At 68.2% G+C, this 25,080-nt stretch carries 13 protein-coding genes; 3 read left to right on the forward strand and 10 right to left on the reverse strand.

The genetic code is table 11. From position 1 onward, the window contains the following. Positions 1-25: 25 nt before the first annotated feature. A complete protein-coding gene (locus tag AC07NS_RS22580) occupies positions 26-3,235 on the reverse strand; it encodes a glycoside hydrolase family 2 TIM barrel-domain containing protein (RefSeq protein ID WP_494606897.1) in 3,210 nt (1,069 codons plus the stop codon). A gap of 385 nt (positions 3,236-3,620) precedes the next feature. Here AC07NS_RS22580 and AC07NS_RS22585 point away from each other — a divergent pair, with 385 nt between their 5' ends. The 3 genes from AC07NS_RS22585 (at position 3,621) to AC07NS_RS22595 (ending at position 11,927) form a co-directional block, all read left to right on the forward strand. Next, positions 3,621-6,653 (forward strand): TonB-dependent receptor, encoded by a 3,033-nt coding sequence (locus tag AC07NS_RS22585; RefSeq protein ID WP_494607037.1) that lies wholly within the window; start codon positions 3,621-3,623, stop codon positions 6,651-6,653. A gap of 115 nt (positions 6,654-6,768) precedes the next feature. Next, complete coding sequence (locus AC07NS_RS22590) at positions 6,769-9,339, forward strand: GH92 family glycosyl hydrolase (protein WP_494606898.1); 2,571 nt, start codon at positions 6,769-6,771, stop codon at positions 9,337-9,339. Between the two features lie 65 nt (positions 9,340-9,404). Beyond that, entirely contained in the window at positions 9,405-11,927 is a 2,523-nt protein-coding gene (locus AC07NS_RS22595) for a glycosyl hydrolase 115 family protein (RefSeq protein ID WP_494606900.1), read from the forward strand. A 148-nt stretch (positions 11,928-12,075) separates the two neighbouring features. On the opposite strand, the gene AC07NS_RS22600 is transcribed toward AC07NS_RS22595, so the two are convergent. The 9 genes from AC07NS_RS22600 to AC07NS_RS22640 form a co-directional block, all read right to left on the reverse strand. Further along, a complete protein-coding gene (locus AC07NS_RS22600) occupies positions 12,076-14,379 on the reverse strand; it encodes a GH92 family glycosyl hydrolase (RefSeq protein WP_494606902.1) in 2,304 nt (767 codons plus the stop codon). 23 nt (positions 14,380-14,402) lie between these two features. Next, entirely contained in the window at positions 14,403-15,422 is a 1,020-nt protein-coding gene (locus AC07NS_RS22605; protein WP_494606904.1) for an ABC transporter permease, read from the reverse strand. Continuing rightward, positions 15,419-16,963: a sugar ABC transporter ATP-binding protein gene (locus AC07NS_RS22610; RefSeq protein WP_494606906.1), complete on the reverse strand. Its 1,545-nt coding sequence runs from the start codon at positions 16,961-16,963 to the stop codon at positions 15,419-15,421. The genes AC07NS_RS22605 and AC07NS_RS22610 overlap by 4 nt, the downstream gene beginning before the upstream one ends. Positions 16,964-16,969: 6 nt before the next feature. Then, on the reverse strand, positions 16,970-17,950 hold the full coding sequence (locus tag AC07NS_RS22615; protein ID WP_494606907.1) for a sugar ABC transporter substrate-binding protein: 981 nt from the start codon (positions 17,948-17,950) through the stop codon (positions 16,970-16,972). Positions 17,951-18,303: 353 nt separating this feature from the next. Then, positions 18,304-19,710 (reverse strand): AcvB/VirJ family lysyl-phosphatidylglycerol hydrolase, encoded by a 1,407-nt coding sequence (locus AC07NS_RS22620; RefSeq protein WP_494606908.1) that lies wholly within the window; start codon positions 19,708-19,710, stop codon positions 18,304-18,306. Positions 19,711-19,780: 70 nt separating this feature from the next. Continuing rightward, positions 19,781-22,372: a bifunctional lysylphosphatidylglycerol flippase/synthetase MprF gene (gene mprF, locus AC07NS_RS22625; protein ID WP_494606910.1), complete on the reverse strand. Its 2,592-nt coding sequence runs from the start codon at positions 22,370-22,372 to the stop codon at positions 19,781-19,783. Beyond that, complete coding sequence (locus AC07NS_RS22630; protein WP_494606912.1) at positions 22,365-22,943, reverse strand: DUF1003 domain-containing protein; 579 nt, start codon at positions 22,941-22,943, stop codon at positions 22,365-22,367. Before AC07NS_RS22630 ends, mprF begins: the two co-directional genes overlap by 8 nt. Before the next feature lie 93 nt (positions 22,944-23,036). Beyond that, on the reverse strand, positions 23,037-24,398 hold the full coding sequence (locus AC07NS_RS22635; RefSeq protein WP_494606913.1) for a sensor histidine kinase: 1,362 nt from the start codon (positions 24,396-24,398) through the stop codon (positions 23,037-23,039). After that, positions 24,395-25,078, reverse strand: a complete 684-nt coding sequence (locus tag AC07NS_RS22640; RefSeq protein WP_487290890.1) for a response regulator transcription factor — start codon at positions 25,076-25,078, stop codon at positions 24,395-24,397. The genes AC07NS_RS22635 and AC07NS_RS22640 overlap by 4 nt, the downstream gene beginning before the upstream one ends. Positions 25,079-25,080 lie beyond the last annotated feature (2 nt).

Consider the following 25,080-nt stretch of genomic DNA (forward strand, 5'->3'; position numbering starts at 1 on the left):
AACGCGGCGATGGTCATGCGGGCGGCTATTGCGGCGGCGTGGCTTCGGCGGGACGGGCCTTGTCGGGCGTGGTCCCGTCGCCGCTGAACGGCTCGAGGCGGAAGCTGACCCGCGTGGGCTCCAGCCGCGTACGGTACTTCATGTGCGGAAAGCCGAAGCCGTTCCAGGTGGTGTCGCCGCCGATCCCCCATTGGGCGGCGTCGATCAGCAGGGTTCCGTCGCCGTGCGGGACGATGTCGGTGGACTTCCAGGTTCCCGGCGGCCGGCGATAGAGGTCCTCGTAGGGGAAGGCCAGAGCGGTGGTCATCAGCGGCTTGTCGCCGACGACCCGAAGACCCCGGCCGCCGCCGCTCAGCTCCAGCCAGCGGACGTCGATCTTGTTGCCGGTGTCCTGGGGCCGCATGTAGTCGTGGTTCTGGTCGGCGACCGCCCCTCGCCATAGGCCGATCGGCGCCGATGTGTAGCGGTCGACATAGGTCTCGTGCGGGCCGCGGCCCAGCCATTCGACGGTCTTCAGATCCGAGGGCACGGTGAACCACAGGCCCACGCGCACCGGCGGGGGCAGGTCGTCCTTGATCGGGGTCAGGTCGCCGCTCACTGCCACCGTACCGTCGCCGGCCATGCTGTAGGTCGTGATGAACTTCGCCGCGCCGGCCCCCAGTCCGTACTCGACCGTCACCTCGGCGCCTTGAGCCGTCTTGCGCGCGGCCACCGAGCGCAGTTGCCGATCCTTGGTCATCACCTGCCAGGGACGTTGCTGGGTCGAGAGGCCTGTGCCGGCGTCGTTGTCGGTTTCGGCCCGGAAGAAGTTGGGCTGGCCGCCCTTGGCCAGGATGACGCCGTCCTTGGCGTAGGCGGCGACCAGGCCCGTGGTCCGATCGATCTTCAGCGTTGCGCCGTCGGCCGACAAGGTGACGGCGTCCTTGCCGTCGGCGATCGTCACCGCGCCGGAACGGACCACGGCGGGCTTGGGCGTGGCGGAAACGGCGAATTGCTCCCAATCGACGACGAAGCCGGCCTGGGTCATCGGCACGGCGCCGGCCTTGGCCTTGGCGCGGACGGTGACGAAATATTCCACGCCCGGCTTCGTCGCGATGGCCGGCAGCGGCAGGGTGATCGTTTCCACGCCGCGGGCCTTGGTGGTCAAGGCGGGGAGGGCGCCCGAGGCCACCTCGACGCCGTCGGCTTCCAGCACCCAGTCGAAGTCGAAGCCCGACAGGTCGCGGAAGTCGTGGCGGTTCGTCACGCTCACCTTGCCGGTCGCCGGATCGAAGCCGCCGAACTGGATCGGCGAGAGCACCTTGCGCACCTCGTAATAGTGCGGATTGGGCGTGCGATCCGGCTGGATCATGCCGTCGCCGAATTCGATTTCGCCGCCGGGATTGGGTCCGTACTCGCCGCCGTCGCCCCAGTAGCGGCGACCGTCCTTGGTGTAGCGGTACATCGACTGGTCGACCCAGTCCCAGATGAAGCCGCCCTGCAGCTTGTCGTACCTGTAGATGGTGTCCCAGTAGTCCTTCAGGTTGCCGCCCGAATTGCCCTGCATATGGGCATATTCGCATTGGATCATCGGCTGGGTGCGGGTCGGATCGGTCGCCCAGTCCACCATCTTGGTCACGTCGTCGTACATCGGAGCGTAGATGTCGACGTAGGAATTGGGCACGTGCTCCCAGGGACGGGCGCCCCAGCCCAGATACGAGATCAGGCGCGAGGGATCGCGCTTGCGGGCTGCGGCGGCGGCTTTCTCGAAGTTCTGGCCGATGCCGGCCTCGTTGCCCAGCGACCAGAAGATCACCGACGGGTGGTTCTTGTCGCGCTCGACCATGTTCAGCACGCGATCGACATGGGCGCTTTCCCAGGCCGGGTCGAAGCCGATCTGGCGCTTGGCCCGCTGGTCGGGATCGGCGTTGCCCCAGCCCATATAGGCGTGGCTCTCGATATTGGCCTCGTCCATGACGTAGAGGCCGTATTCGTCGGCGAGGGCGTACCACAGCTCTGCGTTGGGATAGTGGGCCGTACGCACGGCGTTGAAATTAGCGCGCTTCATCAGCTCGATGTCGCGGCGCATCGAGGCCTCGGAGATGACGTGGAAGGTCTCCGGGTCGTGCTCGTGGCGATTGACGCCGCGGATGATGATCGGGCGGCCGTTGACCATCACCTTGCCGTCCTTGATCTCGACGGTGCGGAAGCCGATGCGCTGCGGCGTGGCCTGGACGACCTCGCCCTTGGCGTCGATCAGCTCGACCAGCAGGGTGTAGAGGTTGGGGGTCTCGGAGGTCCATTGGCGGACGCCTGGGATGGTGGCGTTCAGCGAAACGGTACGGGCGGCGCCGGCGGCGACCTCGGTCTCGGTCTTGAGGACTTCCTTGTCGCCGTCGAGCAGGGTCATGCGCGCGGTGAGCGGGGCCTTGCGGGCGGTCAGCGACAGTTCGGTGCTCAACACCCCGTCGCGATAGGCCTTGTCGAGGCCGGCGTGGACGAAGACGTCGCTGGTCCGGGCCTGGGGCACGGCCTTCAGATAGACCGAGCGCTCGATGCCCGAGACGCGCCAGAAGTCCTGGTCCTCGAGGTAGGAGCCGTCGGCCCAGCGGTGCACCTGGATGGCGACGAGGTTCTGGCCGGGCTTGACCCACTTGGTCACGTCGAACTCGGCCGGCAGCTTGGAGTCCTCGTAGTAGCCGACCTCCTGGCCATTGACCCAGACGCGGTAGGCCGCCCCGGCCGCGCCGATGTGCAGGATCACGTCCTGGCCGCTCCAGCCGGCCGGCACCTCGAAGGTGCGGCGGTAGGAGCCCACGGGGTTGGTGGCGTGGGGGATCAGCGGGCGGTTGGCGGGGAACGGGTAGGTGATGTTGTTGTAGCGGGCCTGGTCATAGCCCTGGGCCTGCCACATGGCCGGCACCTTGATGTCCTTCCACGACGAGGCGTCGTAGTCCGACTTTTCGAAGCCGGTCGGCACGTCATCGGACGACGGGCTGAAGTGGAAGGCCCACTGGCCGTCGAGCGACAGGTAGCGGGCGGACTTGGTCATGTCGCCCGCCAGGGCGGCGGCGCGGCTTTCGAACGGGAAGTGGCTGGCGCTGGCCGGCATCTTGCCGCGGGCGTTGACCGCCGGGTTCTCCCAGTCGGGGCGGGTGGAATCGATCTGCACCGGATCGACCTTGGGCGCTTCCTCCGCTTGGGCGGCGAGGCCGATCGCCAGCCAGGCCGCGCCCGCCATCATGCTTGCCTTCATTCACTCACTCCCTGACCCGAGCCTCGTTCAGCCCGCGTCGCTTTTCCAGCCCGGCTGCGCTCAACGCTCAGGTGAGGCGCTGTCACCGCTGGTTGCGACCTATCTAATTTGGCCTGACCAATTTGCAATTCCGAAAAATATTTTCTAGATTGTCTCGGGAAAATAATATACAAATCAATTTAACAATACGAAAAAAGCCAGCGATATCAAACTGATCGTCGCTGATTTACGGGCGCGGCGCCGTGTGGGTTCTATCTCCACATTGCCCTGGCCAATCGCAAGATTGCTGGGACCGGTACCGCGAGAGGGGTTGGCTGAAAAGCTGTCACGCAAGACGGCGGGCCATAACGAGGAGGGAACGAAATTGAAGTCCAAGATCAGCTCGATGCGCGTCCTGAAGATCGCGCTTCTGTCCGCAACCGTCATGGGCGGCCTGCCGGCGCTCGCCCTGGCTCAGGAGGCGGCCGCAACCCAGAACGATACGGTCGACACCGTCGTCGTCACGGGTTTCAAGAAAAGCTACGCCGACGCCGTCCGCACCAAGAAGAACGCCGTTGAAATCACCGACGGCATCTCGTCCGACGGCCTGGGCCGCTTCCCCGACCTGAACGTCGGCGAGGCCCTGCAGCGTATCCCCGGCGTCCAGATCAACCGCGAGGCCGAGGGTCGCGACGCCACCATCAACCTGCGCGGCATGCCTGGCGAATACGCCCGCAACACGCTGAACGGCCAGTCGTTCGCCGGCCCCGCGCTGCTGCGCGACAACCAGGGCTCGCCGCTGGGCGCGTTCAACTCCGACATCTTCTCGGCCTTCGTCATCCAGAAGTCGCCGATGGCCAACACCGTCTCGGGCGGCCTCTCGGGCAATGTCGATCTGCAGATCGCGCCGGCGCTGTCGCGCAAGGACGGCGGCTTCATGAAGGCGTCCTACGAGTACAACACCCTGGGCAGCCTGGGCGCGCCGGCCGCGACCATCGGCTACAACAAGCACCTCACCGACGATCTCGCGGTGTTCGGCACCCTGGCCTACAAGAAAGAGAACTTCCGCCGCGATACGATCCGTCTCAACAGCTACGACTATCTGACGTCGGCGATGACGGGCCTTACGCCCACGCAGTTCAACGCCACCTACGGCCAGTACTATTCGGCCACCGCCTGCCCGACCAGCGCGACGTCCTACTGCCGCTCGCTGGGCCAGGCCCTGGGCCTGACCCAGGCTCAGGCAGCGGCCTACACCACCAGCAACACCGGCTCGACCAGCAGCAACGGCGTCTGGGCCAACACCCAGATCCGTCAGTACACCCGCATGAACGTGGGTGAGGTCTGGTCGGGTACGGCTGGTATCGAGTGGCGGCCCAACGACAACACCAAGGTCAGCCTGATCGGCTTCAAGACCGATCGCAACCTGCCCGACACCGTCCAGTACTTCCTGATCAACACCGTCCTGCCGTCGTCGACGGCCGGCGCGGGCACGGTGATCACGCCCACGGGCACGCCGGTGAAGACGAACGACGGTCGCTACCTGTACCAGAGCTACACGTTCGCCAACATGAACGCGCTGTCCTCGACCCGTCTCTATTCGCAGCGCCAGAAGTCGGACGGCCTGCTCGGCACCTTCGACTGGAACAACGAGGACTGGCGCGTCGCCGCCGCCCTGACCCTGTCGTCGGGCTACAACGCCTCGGTCGAGACCGAGGTCGATGTCGCCAACTACACCCGCGCGGGCGGCAACGGCGTCACCGGTTCGCTGACCACCGGCCTCGATGACATCGGCAACTTCATCTACACCACCTCGCCCAACCCGCAGAACTCGATCACGACGGGCCAGACCTGGACCTGGGGCGGAACCTCCGATCCGACGTCGTTCTACAACAACGGCGCCAAGGCCAACTCGACCAACCAGATCCAGATCCAGGGCACCGAGAGCTTCGCCGAAAACGAACTGAACAGCGCCGCCTTCGACGTCGAGCGCTTTACTCAGCTTGGCCCGATCAAGAGCATCCAGGGCGGCGTGCGCCTGGAGCGCGAGAAGTATGTGTCGACCGGCTACCGCGTCTACGCCTACGGCGCCCAGCTGCAGAACATCACCTCGGACATGATGATCACGTCGCCCTTCGTCGACGACTTCATGGGTGGCGAGGGCGGCAACTACAATCGCAACTGGCAGGTGCTGAACATCCGCCAGTTCCTGAACGCCGTCCGTCCGGTCACGGCCTATCAGAGCGGCGGCCTGTCGAGCCAAGGCTTCAACATCCAGTACGCGGACAGCAGCTACTACGACAAGAACTTCACCAACGAGAACGATATCAATCAGTTCTACATCCAGGCGAAGTACGACACCGAGATCTTCGGTCACGGCGTGCGCGGCAACTTCGGCGGCCGCTACGAAGACACCAAGAACACGATCACGACCCTGGACCGCACCACCGCGCCGACCGACTCGATCGGCTCGTCCACGGCCTTCAAGACCGAGAAGTACGTCAACAAGTACGACTACTTCCTGCCGTCGGCGATCTTCGTGGCCGACATCACCGACGACCTGATCCTGCGCGGCGCCTACTACAAGACCTACGTGCGCCCGCACCCGCGCCAGTACTCGCCGTCGACCAAGGTCAGCCCGACCCAGATCCTCAACACCAGCCTGACCTCGGGCAGCGTCAACGTCTACGACGTCTCGGTGCAGATCGGTAACAACAAGCTGAAGCCCTATCTGGCGGAGTCCTTCGACCTGTCGCTGGAGTGGTACAACCGCCCCAACGGCCTGGTTTCGCTGGCCTATTTCCGCAAGAACATCACCGGCCGCATCGCCTCGACCTCGGATCCGGCGATCCTGTGCCCGGCCGACGGTTCGACCTGGGGCTTCGGCGCCCTGTCGTGGGACGGCACCTACTGCACGGCCACGGCGCTCAGCAGCACCACCAAGCAGGTGCACGTCAACGCCAGCGGCGCCTACAACCTCGACAAGCCGACCACCGTCGAGGGCGTCGAGTTCAACATCCAGCAGAACCTCGATTTCCTGCCGGGCTTCTGGAAGAACTTCGGTGGCAGCTTCAACTACGCCTACACGACGTCGAAGAGCCCGGCGATCGCCCCGTTCCCGGGCATCTCCAAGCACAACGTCAACGTCATCGGCTACTACGAGACGCCGAAGTTCGGCGTGCGGATGGTCTACAACTACCGCTCGGCCTACGACCTGAACGCCAACGGCACCTACAGCGGCGGTTCGCGCTCGGTTAAGCCGCGCGGCCAGCTGGACATGTCGGCGTCCTACAACGTCAACGACCAGCTCACCGTCTCGCTGGACGCCTACAACCTGACCGACGCGGTCCGCTTCGAATACGAGAACGACTACCAAGTATCGCGTTGGGTCGACTACGACGGCCGCACCTTCACCTTGACGGCGCGCGCCACCTTCTAAGCTCACTTCCCCCAGTGATCACTCGATAGCCGGTCCCTCCGTGGACCGGCTATATTTTCTCTTCCGCGGGGCCTCCTGGGTGACTCGCTGAAAGCCTGAGACCGGAAGGATTTCGATGCCGGGACTACGCGCTGGATTTTCCACCCTGCTGGCGACCCTCTTGGCCACGACCGCGCTGGCGGCAGGTTCGATCGCCCAGGCCGCCCCCGGCCAGTCCCTCTACAAGCTTCCCGCCCTCGAGGTCGGCCTCGGCAACGACAACGAAGGCGACACCATTCCCGGGCCGACCCTGCCGAACGGCTCGATCCATCCCTCGCCCGAGACGCCCAATCCCAGCAACGCCGGCTATAACGCCGCCGAGCCGATCAGCGGCTTCGCCCAGTTGCATTCGCAAGGGTCGGGCGGGGTCACCACCTACGGCACGTTCCTGCTGTCGCCCCAGGTGGGGCAGCCGCAGTTCGATGAGACCGCCCACCTGTCGCCCAAGGCCGACGAGGTTCTCGCCGCCGACGCCTATTCGGTGCGGCTGAGCCGCTACGATACCAAGGTCGAGGCGACGCCGGCCCACTATTCGGCGATCTATCGCCTGACCTATCCCGACACCGACCAGGCCCAGCTGGTGTTCGACGTCACCCGCAAGGTCGGGGGGCTCGTCGCGTCGGACCAAGCCGACGTGAAGCTCTATCCGGCCGAGGGCAAGATCGTCGGCCACGTGAAGGCCAAGGGCTATTGGAACCCGGCCCTGATCGACATCTGGTTCGTGGCCAAGTTCGACCAGAAGCCCGTCGCCTGGGGCGTCTTCGACAAGGCCGAGCGCCGCGCGGGCGCTACCGAAGGCAAGACCGGTCCGGACGAGCGCCTGGGCGCCTGGCAGACCTTCAAGACGAGCGGCGGCAAGCCGCTGCTGGTCAAGATCGCGGTGTCCTTCACCAGCGCCGAAACGGCCGAGGCCCTGCTGGACCGCGAGATCCCGGACTGGAACTACGACCGCGTGCGCCAGCAGGCCCAGGCGGCGTGGAACGACCGGCTCGGCGAGATCGAGGTCTCGGGCCTGGACGAGGCCCAGACACGCCGCTTCTACACGGCCTTCTACCACGCCTCGACCCATCCCCGGGACCGCAGCCTTGACCAGCCCGCCAAGGAGCTGGGCCGGCCCAACTGGGACGACCACTACACCCTTTGGGATACCTACCGGACGCTGTTTCCGCTGATGTCGGTGCTGCGTCCCAGCGAGTACGCGGCCAATATCAACTCGCTGATCCACACCTTCGACAAGTTCGGCGCCGCCGACACCGCCATCATCGGCGGCCAGAACTATCACGTGGGGCAGGGGGGCGACGAAGTCGACAACGTGCTGGGCGAGGCGGCCCTGCGCGGCGCGGCCGGCGTGAACTGGAGCGACGCCTGGCGGCTGACCCACTTCAACGCCTTCGAGCGCCGTCGCCCGCGCTATCTGGAAAGCGGATATTTCGGCGTCGGCGACCGCAGCCCCGAGCCCAATAATCAGCGCGCCAAGTCGGGCTCTTCGACCTTGGGCTTTGCCCTCAACGACTATTTCGCCGCGCAGGTCGCGGCCAAGGCCGGCCATGCCGACGAGGCCAAGGTGCTGTTCGCGCGCTCGGCCAACTGGCGAAAGATCTGGAACCCCGAGACCGAAAGCGACGGCTTCCAGGGCTTCCTGATGCCGCGCTATCCTGACGGCAAGTTCCAGGACATCGATCCCAAGCTCGGCTGGGACGGCAAGGTCCACAACAATGTCGGCTATTACGAAGGCACGGCCTGGATCTATTCCTACGGCGTGCTGCACGACCTGCCGGGCCTGGTCGAGGCCATGGGCGGCCGGGTGCGCTTCAACGAGCGCTTGAATCACGCCCTGGACGCTGGTCTGATCGACATCACCAACGAGCCGTCCTTCGCCACCCCCTGGCTGTTCCACGCCCTGGGCCGTTCGGACCTGTCGTCCTACTGGTCGGGCGAGGTGTTCAAGCACTTCACCGCCACCGCCTATCCGGGCGACGAGGACGCGGGGGCGATGAGCTCCAACTACGTCTTCAACCGCCTGGGCCTGTTCCCGAAGCTCGGCAGCGACCTCTTCTACCTGCACGGCCCGCGCCATCCGCGCAGCGTGCTGCACCTGGAGGGGGGACGGTCTCTGGAGGTCGTCGCGGCCAATGCCGGGGCCGACCGTCCCTACATCGCCGCGGCCAGCCTGAACGGAAAGCCGCTGGCCGGTCCCTTCATCACCCAGGCGCAGGTGCTGGCCGGCGGCGTGCTGAGCTTCACCATGAGCGACAAGCCCGGCCAGTGGACCTATGACGGCGCGGTGCTGAACAGCGACGCCAGTGTCGGGGTCCTGGCCGACGGCAAGACCTCGACGGTCTGGACCGCCTCGGCCGGCCAGTCAGCGACCCTCACCCGTCCGGCGGCGACCTGCCTGAAGGCCTATACGGTCAGCGTCGGCGCCAAGGCGGCCGACCCGACCGCGTGGCGCTTCAGCGGCTTCGACGGCAAGCGCTGGGTGAAGCTGGACGAGCGGCGCGGCGAGCGCTTCGAGCATCGCCATGCGACCCGGAGCTTCGACCTGAAGTCCGGCAAGGCCTATGCCCGCTATCGCCTGGAGCTGACCGCGGGCAAGGCGGTCGAGGTTTCCGAGGTCGAACTGATCGCCGGAACCGGCTGCCGTTGAGGTTTGGCGCGTCGGCGCCGTCCTATCCAGTACAAGACCCGCCACGCGTAGGGAGGCCCGGGCCTATGAAGATGTCGAAGTCGATCTGGCGCGGCGCCCTGGCGCTCGTGCTTTGCCTCGGCGCGGTCCAGGGCGCCCAAGCCCAAAGGCGCGGCGAGGCCGGCGCGATCTTCACCGACAGCCTCTCGCGCGGCGGCTTCGTGCTGATCGAGGCGGGCAGGGCGCCGACCATCGTGGTCGATCCCGCAGACGCCGCCGTCGTGCGCCACGCCGCCGACGACCTGGCCGACGACCTCAAGACCGTCACCGGCCAGCAGGCGGCCGTATCGGACACCGCGGCTGGCAAGACCGCGATCCTGGTCGGCACGCTGGGCCACAGCAAGGTAATCGACGCCCTGGTCGCGGCCAGGAAGATCGACGTCTCGCGGTTGTCGGGCGCGTGGGAGAGCTTCGTCATCGCCTCGGTCGATCGTCCGGCGCCCGGCGTCGACAAGGCCCTGGTGGTGGTCGGAAGCGACCGGCGCGGGACGGCCTTCGGCGTCTACGAAGTGGCGCAAGGCATGGGCGTGTCGCCCTGGGCCTGGTGGGCCGACGTCACGCCCGCCCATCGTGACAAGCTGTTCGTCGCGGCCGGCGTCCACCGCTTCGGACCGCCATCGGTCCGCTACCGCGGCGTCTTCGTCAACGACGAGGACTGGGGCCTTTATCCGTGGGCCGTGAAGACCTTCGATCCCGAGCGCGGCGACATCGGTCCCAAGACCTATCGCCGGATCTTCACCCTGCTGCTGCGCCTGAAGGCCAACACTCTGTGGCCGGCCATGCACCACACGACCGCGCCGTTCAATTCCGATCCGGAGAACGCCAAGCTGGCGGAGGAGTACGGCATAGTCATGGGCTCGTCCCACGCCGAGGCCATGCTGCGCAACAATGTCGGCGAGTGGAAGGACGACCCGGCCAAGTTCAACTACGCGACCAATCCCGAGGGCGTGAAAGCCTATTGGGAAGAGCGCGCCAAGATCAACGGCCCCTATGAGAGCCTCTGGACCCTGGGCATGCGCGGCATCCACGACACCGGCATGGTCGGCCCCAAGACCATGGAGGAGAAGGTCGCTCTGCTGGACAAGATCATCGCCGATCAGCGCGAGGTCCTGGCCAAGAACGTACCGGGCGACGTCTCCAAGGTTCCGCAGATCTTCGTACCCTACAAGGAGGTGCTGGAGATCTACCGCGCCGGGGTGAAGGTGCCCGACGACGTCACCATCGTCTGGCCCGACGACAATTTCGGCTACATCCGCCAGTTCCCCAGCGCCGAGGAGGCGGGCCGCAAGGGCGGGGCGGGGGTCTATTACCACCTGTCCTATCTGGGCTATCCGCTGTCCTATCTGTGGCTCAGCACGACGCCGCCGGCCCTGGTGCAGGAGGAGATGATCCACGCCTGGGACAAGGGGGCGCGTAGCGTCTGGATCGCCAATATCGGCGACATCAAGCCGGCCGAGATCGGCGCCAGCCACTTCCTGGAAATGGCCTGGGACATCGACCGCTGGCGGGGCAAGAGCCAGCGCCAGTTCCTGGCCGACTGGACCGGCCGCGCCTTCGGACCCGCCCTCGGCGGCAAGGCGGCCGACCTGCTCGACGCCTATTACCGCCTGAACTTCGAGCGCCGGCCCGAGCACCTGGAATGGCAGCCCCAGGCCGAGAACCGGCACCTGTCGAGCTACACCCCCGACGAGGTCAACGACCGCCTGCGCGCTTTCCGCAAGCTGGCGGCCGACACCAAGGCGGCGACCGCCGACGTGCCGCCGCAGCTGGCCGACGCCTGGTTCGAGCTGGTCGAGTTTCCGATCCGCGTCTCGGCGGCCGCCAACATGCGGTTCTTCGCGGCCGAGCGGTACAACGAGCTGATCGACAAGCAGCAGGCCATGGCCCGCTCGGCGGGCGGCGCGGCCGTCGATGCTCAGACCGAGATCACGGCGCTTACCGACCGGTTCAACAACCGGGTCGCCGGTGGCAAGTGGCGCTGGCTGATGCCGGAAGAGCCGGCCGACAGCCAGTGGCGGATCTACCGCGCCCGTCCCGTGCCGATGCCGGGCGGCGGCCTGATCGCCGATCCGGCGCCGTTCCTCGCCGTGGTCGACGGCAATGCGCCGGCCAGTTCACCGGTGATCGAGGCCGAGGCCTTCACCGCCAACAATGGCTGGCGTCTGGTCGAGGGCATGGGCCGTGGGCGCGGCGTCATGCTGACCGACGCGCCGGGCGCGACCCTGACGCTGTCGGTGGACGTCGCCAGCGCCGACGGCCGCCGCGTGCAACTGGGCGTGCTGCCGATCTTTCCCGACGGCCAGGCCCAGGACATCGCCTTCGACGTCAGCATCGACGGCGGCCCCGCCGAGCGCGTGACTCTGCCGCGCAAGGTCGGCTCGCCGGCCTGGGCCGAAGGCGTGCTCGACAACCTGCTGAAGCCCGTCGCGGGGCCGGCGCTGTCGCCTGGGCGGCATACGGTGGTGGTGACGGCGCGCGTGGGCCGCGTGGGTCTGGACCGGGTGCGTCTGGTCGTCCCCGAACAGGTGGCGACGCACGAGAACCACTGAGGGGGCGCTCTCCCTTCCCCCTTGATGGGGGAAGGGCCGGGGATGGGGGTGACCTGCTGAATTGGCGGCGGCGTGCGGCTTCAACCGCCGTAGCCACCCCCACCCCAACCCTCCCCCATCAAGGGGGAGGGAGCTTAGGCGGAGCTCCCTAAAGCCCGTTCGGCGGCGCGGTGAAGGTCGTGGCCCAGGCTGACGGCGCAGGACCCATGGTCAGCTCCAGCACACCGCCCTTGGCCAACTCGTCATGAGTGATCCAGGCGCGGTCGATCGGCTTGCCGTTCAGCCTGGCAGCCGTCACGTAGCGGTTCGTCTCAGAGGCGGCCGGGGCCGACACCGTGAACGTCTTGCCGCCTTCCAGCGCGATGGCGCTGCGCGTGAACACCGGCGAGGCGATGTAGTAGTAGGGTTGGCCCGCGTTCGGGTAGAGGCCGATGGCGTTCCAGACGTACCAGCTCGACATCGCGCCGGCGTCGTCGTTGCCCGGCAGGCCCGTGCGGGTGGCGCGATAGTGCTTGGCCATCAGCTGGCGGGCGATCTCGGCCGTGCGGTCTGGCCGGCCGGCGTGGATGTAGAGGTACGGCGCCAGGATGTCGGGCTCGTTGCCCTGCGAGTAGTGGCCGTCGAACAGGTGGTCGAGCCAGGTGATAAAGCCCTTGACCCCGCCCGTCTTGGCCATCAGCCCGGCCACGTCCTGCGGGACATAGGTCGAGTACTGCAGCGAGTTGCCTTCGTAGAACACCGCGTCCCACCACGGCCCCGAGCGGTCGGGATATTCGTAGGTGCAGCTGTAGTTCTCGACCCACTCGCCGTTGGGATAGCGGGGGCGCACGCAGCCGAGCGTATCGTCCCAGATGTTCTTCCAGTTTCCCGAGCGGGCGATGTAACGCTTGGCGTCCTCGGTCTTGCCCAGGGCCTTGGCCACCACGCCGATGGCGTAGTCGTCATAGGCGTATTCCAGGGTGCGCGAGGCCGAGCGGGTCTCGGTGAAGGGCACGTAGCCGAGCTTCAGGTAGTCCTTCAGCACGCGGCCTTGCAGGAAGGGCTGGTCGCTGTCGACCTCGCCGTTCTTCTTGAGCGCCTCATAGCCCAGGGGCAGGTCGAAGCCGCCCAGCTTCTTGACCACGGCGTCGGCCACCAGGATGTCGCCGTTGGAGCCGCCCTGGGTCATGCCATTGGCGCCGGCGATGCGCGAGTCCGGCATCCAGCCGGTGTGCTTGTAGGTGTCGATCAGCGACCGCAGCATGTCGCGCTGGCGCTGCGGCTGGATCACCGTCATCAGCGGATGCAGCGTCCGGAATGTGTCCCAAAGGGTGTAGAAGTCCTCGTAGTGGGGCTCGTCGGACTTCCACCACACGTTCTCGCCCGACAGGTCGTGGGGCATGGTGTGGGAGCGATAGAGGGCGGAATAGAAGATCCGCTGCTGCTCGTCGCTGCCGCCTTGCACCTGGATTTTGGCCAGGGCCTGCGCCCACTGGGCCTTTGCGGCATCATGATAGGCATCGAAATCCCAGCCGGGCATCTCCTCGGCCAGGTTGGCGCGGGCCTGGTCGGCGCTGACGAATGACACGGCCAATTTCATCTGTACCTGGCGCTCGGTCGTGGTGTCGAAGGTCAGCCAGGCGCCCAGGCGGTTGGAGAACTCGCGCTCGGTGTCGTACTCGATCATCAGGCCCTGGCGGTTGGCGGCGCTCTTGACCTGCGAGCCGCCCTCGGCGCGGCCGACGCCGGGCTTGGCCTCGAACCAGCCCTGGCCGGCCGTCCACGAGCCGAAAGCCTTGGCCGGGCGATCGACGACCGCATGGAAATAGAGGGTGTAGGGCGTGGGGTTCCAGCCGCCCTCGACCGTAACCTCGCCGGCCAGGGTGTGGTCGTCGATCAGTTCCACCTTGGCCAGCCGCACCCGCTGGCCACGGCCGCGCATGGCCACCACGGAGCTGACGTCGAAGATCAGCTGGCTCTCTGCGCCGGCAGGATAGGTCAGGCGCTGGAAGCCGACGCGGCGCGAGGCGGTCAGTTCGACCTTGATGCGCTCGGCCTCGCTGTTGCCCAGGCCCACGGCGTAATAGCCGGGCGAGGCCCGCTCGCCCGTCTTGCCGAAATGCAGGTGGTTCAGCTTCAACGGGCCGACCGTCGGCGTGACCCGGAAGTTTCCGTACTTGCCCGAGCCGCCCGTGCCGCTGACGTGGGTGTAGCTGAAGCCGATGATCGGGCTCTTGGAGTCGTAGCCGTTGGTGTCGGCGTTGGTGGTGTCCGGGCTCAGCGACACGAAGCCGAACGGCACGCCGGCGCCCGGCACGGTGTTGCCGCCGGTCACCCCGCCGCCGTCGACCCCGACGAAGGGATCGACCTTGCTTGTAAGATCCGGCGGCCCCGCCTGCGCTAGGGCCGCCAGCGGGGTCGAGATCATGACCGCGCCCAGCAGAAGGGCTCGAAAGGAACGCATCGTCGCCATCCTGGAAACGGGCCGACGTCGCGTCAGGCCTTGTGGGTGCGGGCGTAGTGGTCGAAGGCGACGGCCGCGACAATGATCAAGCCGATCACCACCTGCTGGAAGTACGAGGTGACGTGCATGATGACCAAGCCGTTGGACAGGACGCCTATCAGCAAGGCGCCCAGGATGGTCCCGCCGACATTGCCCGAGCCGCCCGACAGGCTGGCGCCGCCGATCACCACCGAGGCGATGACCCGCAACTCGTAGCCCGTGCCGGCCACGGCCTCGGCCGAACCCAGGCGCGCCGACAGCAGGAAGCCCGACAGGCCGGCCAGGGCGCCGATCACGGCGTAGACGCTGGTGACGACGAAATCGACATTGACGCCCGACAGCCGCGCGGCCTCGGCGTTGCCGCCCACCGCATAGACCTGGCGGCCGTAGCGGGTGTAGCGCAGCACGATGTGCCCGACGGCCGCCACCAGGGCGAAGACCACGATCGGCACGGGCACGAACAGGATCTGGCCGGTGCCCCACCAGCGATAGGCCGCGTCGAAGCCCGAGATCGGGCCACCGTCGTTGAGCAGCAGCGTGGCCCCGCGCCAGACGGTCATGCCGCCCAGCGTGACGATGAAGGCGGGCACGTGCAGCTTGGTCACCACCTTGCCGTGGACGTAGCCGGCGATCAGGCCAACGGCGCTGGAGATCGCCAGGGCCACGAACCAGGCGGCCGGCGAGCCGCCGATCAGGTTCGTGACCACATAGGCCGCGGCGAGCGAGGCGCAGGCCAGCAGCGAGCCCACCGCCACGTCGATGCCGCCGATGAGGATCACATAGGTCATGCCGACCGCGATGATCCCGTAGATCGACACTTCGCTGAGGATGTTCAGCGCGTTGCGCAGAGTCAGGAAGCGCTCGTTGACCGTCCCGAACACGGCGATCAGCAGCAGCAGGAACAGGATCGTCCGATGCTTGCGCGCGAAGGCCAGCAGGTCGAAGCGGCGGCCGGGCGGCGGCGCGGCGCGGTCGGCGGCCGGGTCGGGGGAGAGGGTGGGGGAGGCGGTCATTGCGGGCGGTGTTCCATTCCTGACGAGACCGGCCGGGCGCCGGTCGCCATGTAGGCCATCAGGCCCTCTTCGGTGGCCGTTTCGGCCTCGAGATCGGCGACGACCGCGCCTTCGCGGAAGACGACGATGCGGTCGCTGACCGCCATCACCTCGGCCAGTTCCGACGAGATGACGACGATCGCCACGCCCTGGGCGGCCAGGTCGCACAGCACTTGGTGCACCTCGGCCTTGGCGCCGATGTCGATGCCGCGCGTGGGTTCATCGACGATCAGCACCCGCGGGGCCAGGGCCATGGAGCGTCCCAGCAGCACCTTCTGCTGGTTGCCGCCCGACAGCTTGCCGATCGCGGTCTCCTGGTCGGCCATCTTGATGCGCAGCTTTTGGCGGTAGGTCTCGACGAGGTCGCGCTCGGCGCTCTCGTCGATCCACTGGCCCATGCGGCTGAGGCCGCCCAGGCTGGGCAGGCTGAGATTGTGGCGGATGGAGTGGTCGAGGAAGCAGCCCTGCTGCTTGCGGTCCTCGGGCACCAGCATGACACCGGCCTTGATGGCGTCGCGCGGCGACTTCAGCTTCAGGGGCTTGTCGTCCAGCTTGATCGAGCCGGACGCGATGGCGTCGGCGCCGAAGATCAGACGGGCCAGGTCCGTACGGCCGGCGCCGACCAGGCCGGCCAAGCCGACGATCTCGCCGGCGCGGACTTCTAGGCGGATGTCCTTCAGATAGTTCGGCGCGGAGATGCGAGGGCGGCGGGGGCTGACGCCTTCCACCTTCAGCACCACCGGGCCGGGCGGACCTTGGCGGACGCGGCGGGTGAACTCGACACTGCGGCCGACCATCAGCCGGACCATGTCGGCGACCTCGACCTCGGCCACGTCGCCGCTGGCCACCCAACGGCCGTCGCGCATCACGGTGTAACGGTCGCACATTGCCTTCACCTCGGCCAGGCGGTGCGAGACGTAGATCACGCTGACGCCGCGGGCCTTCAGGCCGGCGATGATGGCGTGCAGGCGATCAACCTCGCGGCTGGAGAGCGCGGCGGTCGGCTCGTCCATGATGATCAGCCGGGCGTTCAGGGTCATCGCCTTGGCGATCTCGACCATCTGCTGCTCGGCGACCGTCAGGTGGCGGACGACTTCGTTCGGATCGAGCGGCAGACCCAACTCGGCGAGCAGGTCTCGCGCGTCGTCGCGCAGGCGGCTCCAGTCGATCAGCCCAAGCCGCTTGGGCTCTCGCCCGAGATACATGTTCTCGGCGACGCTGAGCTCGGGGAAGAGGTTGAACTCCTGATAGATCGTGGCGATGCCCAGTTGCTGGCGGCGTAGGGGCGCATCGCGCGGGTCCAGCGCATTGCCGTCGAAGGTCACGGTTCCCTCGTCGGCCGCGTGGGCGGCCGACAGGATCTTGATCAGGGTCGACTTGCCCGCGCCGTTCTCGCCCAGCAGGGCGTGGACCTCGCCGCTACCGACCTGCAGCCGCACATGGTCGAGGGCGAGCACGCCGGGGAAGCGCTTGCTGACCTTGCTGACGTCCAGGAGGGTCATGGCGACCTACTTGACCTCGGAGATGCGCGAGGCCTCGGTCAGGTTGGCGCTGGTGATCAGCACCGGGGTGAGGCTGACCGACTTGGGCGCCGCGCCGGTCTTGATCTTGTCGACGGCCTGGCGGAGGGCGGTGCGGATCTGCTGGCCGGGGTTCTGCTCGACCGAGGCGACCATCTCGCCGGCCTTGATGCGGGCCAGGGCCTCGGGAATGGCGTCGAAGCCCAGCACCTTGATCTTGGCCGGACCGAAGCCCGCGGCGCGCACGGCCTCCAGCGCGCCCATGGCCATGTCGTCGTTCAGGCACAGGATCACGTCGGGCGGGCTGTCGTGCATCGAGGTCAGCACGTTCTGGGTGACGGTCAGGGCCTGGTCGCGCTTGGAGTTGGCGGTCTGCTCGGTGACGATCTTGAAGGCCGCGCCGCCGGCGGCCAGGCCCTCGTGCACGCCCTTTACCCGCTCGATCGAGCTGGAGCTGCCGGGGTCGTTGGTGATCACCACCACGCGCGCGCCGGTCGGATAGGTCTTGACCACCCAGTCGGCCATGGCGCGACCGCCGGCGACGTTGTCGGCCCCGACATGGGGCACGGGCGGCGTCGCGCCGGCGATGTTGCGGTCGACCGAGATCACGGCCACGCCCTGCTTGGCCAGTTCGTCGGCGGCGGTGGCCAGCGCCTTGGAATCGGTCGGGGCGACGATCACCACCTTGGCGCCCTGCACGGCGGCGGCCTCCAGGTCGGCGATCTGCTTGGAGGAATTGTTCTGGGCGTCCATGACCTGGACCTTCACGCCCAGCTTGGCCGCCTCGTCTTCCAGTTCGCGGCGCATGGCCACGAAGAAGGGCTGGGAAAGGTCGTTGAAGCTGACCACCACCTCGGCGTCCTGGCCGCCGCGCGAGCAGGCCCCCAGCAATCCGCCCGCCGCCGCCGTCAGCCCGAGTCCGGCTGCCAGACCAAGGAGGCGCCGGCGCGACGTCAGGGGGCGGATCATGGCGTTTCTCTACTCGCTAATGGACTTGATTATCGGGTGCTGAGCACCGCTTTCGTTGGCTGACACAAAAGTGGAAGGCATATTCTATGTCAAGGTCATCTGGGAAAGTGTGTTTCATTTTCGTGCGCGGCGGTGTAGTGGGTGACCGCTGTCGTCGAGGTAGGCCGCGCCACCGAGTCCGGGGGCGGCCGCCGTCGCACTGAAGATTCCGCAACGCCAGGCGCGCGGGCGAGAATGCCTGATCTGGCGTGAAATGGAACGGCCGAGATCGGCCGGTTCATGACGATCTGGGAACAACTGAACGGCGTCTCTTCCCTCAGAGGCGCCGTTCCTTTTTCCTTGATGGAGACTTCCTAGAGGCCGGCCGCCTGGCTGAGGGCGCGACCCACGGCGTCATAGTCGCCGTTGAAGTGGTGGTCGCCGGGCAGGCCGATCTTGCGCACCGTCGCGGGGAAGGTCGGGCAGGCGTCGCCGTGCTCCTCGGAGCCGTAGACGCACACGATCTTCAAATCCTTCAGCGAGGCCAGGACCGGCGCGATCGGGTAGCTGTCCTTGGCGCCGACATCGAGCCAGTCGCCGGGGTGGAACTCCAGTTCGCCGGTGGAATCGGTTCCCAGCAGAGCGACGACGCGGACCTGGCCTCGCAGGTCGGCCGGCAGGTGCTGGACGATGATCGGCAGGGCGTCGGCGCCGAAGGAATAGCCCGCCAGGATCACCCGCTTCTTGCCCCAGGCCGCCTGGTAGTGGCGGATCACGGCGGCCAGGTCGTCGGCCGCGGCCTGCGGCGTGCGTCGGCTCCAGAAGTAGCGCAGCGAATCGTAGCCGACGACCGGCACGCCCGCCTTCACGAAGCCTTCGGCCAGGCCCCGGTCGATGCCCGCCCAACCGCCGTCGCCGGAATAGAACACCGCCAGGGTGTCGCCGTTCGACGCTGTCGGAACCTCGACCAGCGGCAGGCCGGCCAGCCGGGCGGCGGCGGCCTGCGGCGCGGCGACGACGACGGGAGCGATCGTGGCCAGGGCCCGCGGCAGGTCAGGGGCGACGCGGCCTTGCGGCAGCCGGGAGGCGAAAGCGTGGGCTGGCGCCGCGTCCTGGCCGACGATGACGAACGGCGTGCTCAGCTTCGGGTTCGGCGCGTAGGCGAACCCGCCTTGCAGCGCCGTCGTGTGGACCAGGCCGCCGTCACCGGCGATGAGCGGACGGACGGTCGCGAGGTCGGGGCGGAAGTCGAGGCCGGCGCCGCCCTGGAAGATGCCGACGGGCGATTGCGCCAGCGTCCCATAGGCCAGCGCCGCGCCGGCGCCCTGGCCGATCAGGATCGGGCGGTGATAGCCCGAGAACTTCAGGGCCTTCTGCGCGGCCTGGGCCAGTTCGGAGAAGTCGCCGGCCGGATAGAGCCCGTGGCTGCCAGCGGCTTGCTCGGCGGCGGGCAGGAAACGGCGCAGGTCCACGCCGACCACGGTGGCGTCCTGCGTCGTCAGGCGATGGGCAAGATCGGTGAGCTCGGGCGTCCATCCGGCCTTGTCGGAGATCAGCACCACGAACCGGCCGGGCTCGGCGGTCCGCCGATAGATCGTCACCGCGCCGAAGGAGCCGAAGCGAAAGGGCGTCTCGGTCAGCGGACCCATCGGGGCGGGCGGGGGCGCAATGACCGTCGCTGCGTCGGCGGTCGCGGCGAGACGGCCGTGCAGGGCGACGAAGCCGCCGGCGCCCAGGACGAGGGCGGCGCCGGCGCCAAGCAGGATCTTGCGGATGGACATGGGGAGGCTCCCTCGACGTGACTGCGAGGCTGTTGTCCCAGGTCCGGCTGTCGCCGCCCTGCCGCCTGCCTTACGGATTTGTGAGGGCGGGCGGTTCGCGGCCGATCAGGCGGGTGGCGTCGATCAGGGCAGGGGCCAGGCCCGAGGGCGGGGCGGCCAGGTAGCGCGGCGTCCAGACCGGATCGAACTTACTCTTGAAGGCTCGCAGGCCCTCGAAGCCGTAATAGGCGCCGCCCCGGCGGGCGATCTGACGGCCGACCTTGTGCCAGAAGGGCGCGAGGCGATGATCGACCAGACCCGACAGCGGGGCCATGCCGAGATTGAACCAGGTGAAGCCCCGGGCCTTGGCCCAGAGGATCAGCTCGACGAACAGGAAGTCCATGACGCCGCGCGGCGCATCGCCGACATGGCGCATCAGGTCGATCGAGGCTTCGACCTCGCCCCCTGTCCAGATGTTGGCGAAGGCGACGATCTCGTCGCCGCGGCGGACGAGCGCGATGGGGTCGTGGCTCAGCACCTCGGCGTCGAAGCGGCCCAGCGAGAAACCCTTCTCGCGGGCTCCATGGTCGAGCAGCCAGGCGTCCGACACCGTCCGCAGGCGCGCCAGCAGGTCGTCGGCGATCGGTGGCTGGACGACCTCGAAGGTCAGACCCTCGCGCTGGCCGCGCGTGTGGCTCTGGCGCAGGTTGCGGCGCGCGCCGCCGGCCAGTTCGAAGTCGGCAAGGGGGACGCGGGCCTCTTCGCCCAGCTTGATGGCCGAGAGTCCAAGGTCGAGATAGTCGGTGATGCGCTCGCCGCTGGCGTGATAGGCGACGGGCCGTGCGTCCTGGCGATCGGCCAGTTCGCGGAACTTCCAGAGCAGGGCCTTGCCGGCCTCGCGGTCGCCGACCGGATCGCCGAGCATGATCAGGCTCGCCCCCTCGGCGCCGTACATCAGGAAGGCCGAGCCGTCCTCGGCGGCCAGGATCGCCTTGTCGCCGGTCAGGGCGAGACGGGCGGTCGTGTCGGGCGAAGCCTCAACGAGAGGGCGGAGCGCCTCCAGCGTCTCGCGCGGCGTAGGGCGGGCCTCGGCATGCGGCAGGCGGGCCAGCCGCCAGATGCCTCCCGCGAAGATCAGCGCGCCCAGGAAGGCGATGCTGCGCATGAAGCGGGCGTGGTCGGCGTGATAGCCGAAGTGGGTCAGCAGTCGCGTCTCGAACGGCGCGCGCTCGTAGATCCAGGCGCCCAGGGCGATCGGCCCGACAAACACTGCCAGCACGCCGGTCGCCAGCCACGGCGCCAGGGCGTCGCGTTCGATCGCGCCGCGCCGGGTGAACAGGCGTCCGGAGGCAAGCAGGGCCGCGGCCAGGGCGAGGGCCACGCAGGCCGGCGCGAAGTCCAGCCCGCGCAGCAGGGCGGTCGAGGCGGCGATCAGGGCGATCGGCATGGCCGCCAGCCGGGCGGTCTGCAGCCGCCGGAACAGGCCCAGCGACAGCACCATCAGCGCCAGGCCCGTGGCCAGCGAGATCAGGTGGCTGGTCTCGACCACGATCAGCGGCACGACCGACTTCAGCAGGCCCAGGCGGTCGGTGGGAATGCGGCCGACGGCGATCAGCACCAGGGCCCCGCCCAACGCGAAGGAGACGGCGGCGATGGCGGTGGGTCCCGTCGCCCGCCAGGCGCGGCGAACGGCCAGGCCCACGCCGCGCGCGCCGGACTCCAGGCTCAGCAGCAGGGCGGCGGCCGCCAGCAGCGGACCGATGTAGTAGAACAGGCGATAGCCGACGAAGGCGGCGGTCAGGGCCGCGCGGTCGAGGTTGGGCAGCAGGGCCAGCATCGCGCCCTCGAACACGCCGACGCCGCCGGGCAGTCCCGAGAACAGGCCCGCTGCGGTCGAAACCGCATAAGCGCTGGCGAAGGCGGGGAAGGGCGGTGCGGCGTCGCCGACCAGCAGCCACACCAGGGCCGAGGTCGCGATGTTGTCGGCCACGCCGATGACCAGTTGCGCCAGTCCCCAGGTCAGCGGCGGCAGGGTGAAGCCGCGTCCGAAGATCCGCAGGGGACCACGCTGGGTGGCGCAAGCGACGAGATAGGCGATGGGAAAGCTCAGCAGAAGAACGCCGACGGCGTGCGCCAGGCCCGGATGCAGGCGCAGCGCCGCGAAGGTCGCCGCCGGTGCGGTCAGCAGGCTGAAGCCGGCCAGGCTCGACAGGCCCAGGGCGAAGGAGACGGCGCAATAGAGCGTGGTGCGCGCCACCTTGCCGACGTCCGCGCCATGACGGCCGTAGAGCCGGGCGCGCACGGCCCCGGCCACGATCGGGGTCAGGCCGATGCTGTTGGCGAAGGCGTAGGCGATGAACGAGCCGGGCAGGCCCACGCGCAGCGGCACCTTGGCGCCGGCCCAGCGCAGGCCCAACTGCTCGTTGACCGCCAGCAGGCTGTAGCTCAGCGCGACCAGCCCGCCGGCCATGGCCAGCCGGGCCGGCCCCCAGTCGTGCATCTCGCGGCCGATCTCGGCCGGCGACAGGTGATGGAGCTCGCGCCAGAGCACGAAGGCCGCCGTCGCCAGCAGGGCGATCGGCAGCAATCTCGAGAGGATCGTCTTCAGCGTGTCCACGCTCATGACGGGCAGGGGAGCGGCTTTTGTCTCCGGGGTAAAGCCGGTTCGCGCGACGTCAGACATTGGCGACCTCTTCGGCCCGGCGGGCGGCTTCGGCGGTCTGCTGGCCAAGCACGATCAGATGGGCGGTCATGTCGGCCAGTTCGCGGGCGCGCAGGGCGTCGAGCTTTTCGTGCAGGGCCATGATCTCTAGCTCGGACTTCAGATTGACCTCGTAGTCGTGCTCGGCGGCGGCGCGGTCCTTCGAGGCCTGGCGGTTCTGGCTCATCATGATGATCGGCGCTTGTACGGCCGCGACCATGGATAGGATCAGGTTGAGGAAGATGAAGGGGTAGGGGTCGAACGGGCGTAGGCCCAGGCGCGGCAGGACGCCCGCGTTCAGTCCCGCCCACAGGATCAGGAAGAAGGCGAAGCTGATGATGAAGCCCCAGGAGCCGCCGATCTCGGCCACGCGGTCGGCCAGGCGCTGACCGAACGACATCTCTTCGTCCGTCTCGTCGGCGATGTTGCGGGAGATGGCGGCGCGGCGGACGATTTGCAGGATCACCCGGCGCTCCTCGGATTCCAGTTCGCGAAAGCCGTGGCCCAGCAGGCGACGGGCTTCGGCGTCGAGTTTCTGGATGGCGTCGCGCATGGTCTCGGCCCCTCTGCTGTCGTTGACGACGAGGGGCTTGATCGCGCCGGCGTCTCACCGGGGCTTGGCGTGAACCTGGATTTTCTGTGAGGTTCAGTCGATCGGCGCGGCGGGCAGGTCGAGCACCACCCGCAGGCCCGGACGATTGTCGCCCAGGGTCAGGCGACCGCCATGCAGCTTGGCGCAGGCCGCGGCGATGGCCAGGCCGAGCCCCGAGCCGGGCGTCGCGCGGGTTTCGTCCATTCGCACGAACCGTTCCAGCACGCGGCCGCGTTGGGCCGCTGGCACGCCGGGCCCGGTGTCGGCGACGACGAGGCGCGGCCCGCCGTCCTCTCCGGTTTCCAGCGACAGGGCGACGCGGGCGCCGTCGCCGGCGTAGCGGGCGGCGTTGTGCAGCAGGTTGCCCAGCGCTTGGCGCAGGATCAGTTCGTGGCCGACGAACGCGACTGGAGCGTCGGGGGCTGTCACGACCAGCGCCTGGCCGGCGTCCTCGATCACCGGCTCGAAGAGGTCGCCGATGTCGCGCACCAACTCAGCCAGGTCGAGCGGGGCCATCAGGTCGCGCGACAGGCCCGACTCCGCCCGGGCGATGTCGAGCAGGGCGCTGAAGGTGGCCAGCACCTGATCGCATTCGGCTTCGGCCTCGGCGATCAGGGCCAGGCGATCGGTCTGGGCGAGGTCTTCGTCCAGGGCGCGGTTGAGCGCGCCGCGCAGGCGGGTGAGCGGCGAGCGCAGGTCGTGCGACAGGCTGTCGGTGACCGTGCGCATGCCGGTCATCAGCTCCTCGATCCGGGTCAGCATGGCGTTGATGGCGACCGCGAGATCGTCGAAGACGTCGCCCGCCCCGGCGATCGGCGCACGGGCGGCGAGATCCCCGCCAGCGATGTCCTCGGCCGCACGGGCGATGCCTTCGGCGCGACGCATCAGCAGGCGGCCCAGGAACAGGGCCGCGCCGGCGACGATAATGAGGCTGATCAGCAGGGTCGTGCCCGCGGCGGTGACGATCGCCCAGTGGAAGGCGCGGCGGTCGGCGAGGTTCTCGTAGATCACCAGCGTGCCGCCCACCGACATCGGCTGGACCAGGATCTCGTAGTCGGCGTCGCCGATTGCGCGGACGCTGTAGCCCGGCGCGGGCAGCTGCTGCGCGGTCAGTAGGGCCGCGCCGCCGACGCGGCGCCCGTCATTGTCGAAGGCGGCGTAGTCGAAGGCCCCGCCCTCGCTGCGCGTGCGGCGGTCGAGCGCCCGGGCCATGGCGGTCAGGCCGTCCTCGTGGGCGAAGGCGACGAAGTAGTCTCGCGCCGTCTCGGCCACCAGATGCTGGCGACGCTCGATCAGCCGCTCGCCGGCGAAACCGACGATGAAGAGGCCGATCGCCAGAGCCAGGGCGACGGCGCCGGCCACCACCAGGGCCAGGGTCGCCGGCCGGGCGCCGCGCACGGGGCGGGGGCGGCTCAAGGCGCTTCCGACAGGCGATAGCCCGAGCCGCGCACGGTGTGCAGCAGGGGCTTGTCGAAGCCCTCGTCGATCTTCTTGCGCAGGCGGCTGATGTGGGTGTCGATCAGGCTGGTGTGCGGGTCGAAGCGATAGTCCCAGACCTCCTCCAGCAGCATGGTGCGGGTCACCACCCGGTCGCGGTGGCGCAGGAAGTATTCCAGCAGCTTCAGCTCGCGTGGCAGCAGTTCCAGCGTCCGCCCGGCCCGGGTCACGCGCCGCGACAGCAGGTCCAGCATCAGGTCGCCGCAGGCCAGGCTGGTCTCGACCGGCTTGGCGCCGCCGCGGCGCATAAGGTTCTCCAGCCGCGCGGCCAGCTCGGCGAAGCCGAAGGGCTTGGTCAGGTAGTCGTCGGCGCCGGCGCGCAGGCCGGTGACCCGCTCGTCCAGGTGGGCCAGGGCGCTGAGGATCAGGATCGGGGTCTGAACGCCCGCCGCGCGCACGGCCTTGGTCACCGACAGTCCGTCCATGCCCGGCAGCATCCGGTCCATGACCACGGCGTCGAAGTCGGAACTGCTGGCCATGTAGAGGCCGTCGCGGCCGTCGGCGACATGCTCGGCGGTGAAGCCCGCCTCGCGCAGGCCCTTGAGGATGTATTCGGCGGTGTCGGCGTCGTCCTCGACCACCAGGATCCGTCGGCTCATCG

The organism is Caulobacter sp. GW821-FHT10A10, assembly GCF_059415745.1.

Coding starts and splice junctions, on each gene's coding strand:
- AC07NS_RS22620 (WP_494606908.1), bottom strand. CDS start 19,710: ATGTCCATCCGCAAGATCCTGCTTGGCGCCGGCGCCGCCCTCGTCCTG.
- AC07NS_RS22590 (WP_494606898.1), top strand. CDS start 6,769: ATGCCGGGACTACGCGCTGGATTTTCCACCCTGCTGGCGACCCTCTTG.
- AC07NS_RS22595 (WP_494606900.1), top strand. CDS start 9,405: ATGAAGATGTCGAAGTCGATCTGGCGCGGCGCCCTGGCGCTCGTGCTT.
- mprF (WP_494606910.1), bottom strand. CDS start 22,372: ATGTCTGACGTCGCGCGAACCGGCTTTACCCCGGAGACAAAAGCCGCT.
- AC07NS_RS22615 (WP_494606907.1), bottom strand. CDS start 17,950: ATGATCCGCCCCCTGACGTCGCGCCGGCGCCTCCTTGGTCTGGCAGCC.
- AC07NS_RS22605 (WP_494606904.1), bottom strand. CDS start 15,422: ATGACCGCCTCCCCCACCCTCTCCCCCGACCCGGCCGCCGACCGCGCC.
- AC07NS_RS22580 (WP_494606897.1), bottom strand. CDS start 3,235: ATGAAGGCAAGCATGATGGCGGGCGCGGCCTGGCTGGCGATCGGCCTC.
- AC07NS_RS22600 (WP_494606902.1), bottom strand. CDS start 14,379: ATGGCGACGATGCGTTCCTTTCGAGCCCTTCTGCTGGGCGCGGTCATG.
- AC07NS_RS22610 (WP_494606906.1), bottom strand. CDS start 16,963: ATGACCCTCCTGGACGTCAGCAAGGTCAGCAAGCGCTTCCCCGGCGTG.
- AC07NS_RS22630 (WP_494606912.1), bottom strand. CDS start 22,943: ATGCGCGACGCCATCCAGAAACTCGACGCCGAAGCCCGTCGCCTGCTG.
- AC07NS_RS22640 (WP_487290890.1), bottom strand. CDS start 25,078: ATGAGCCGACGGATCCTGGTGGTCGAGGACGACGCCGACACCGCCGAA.
- AC07NS_RS22585 (WP_494607037.1), top strand. CDS start 3,621: ATGCGCGTCCTGAAGATCGCGCTTCTGTCCGCAACCGTCATGGGCGGC.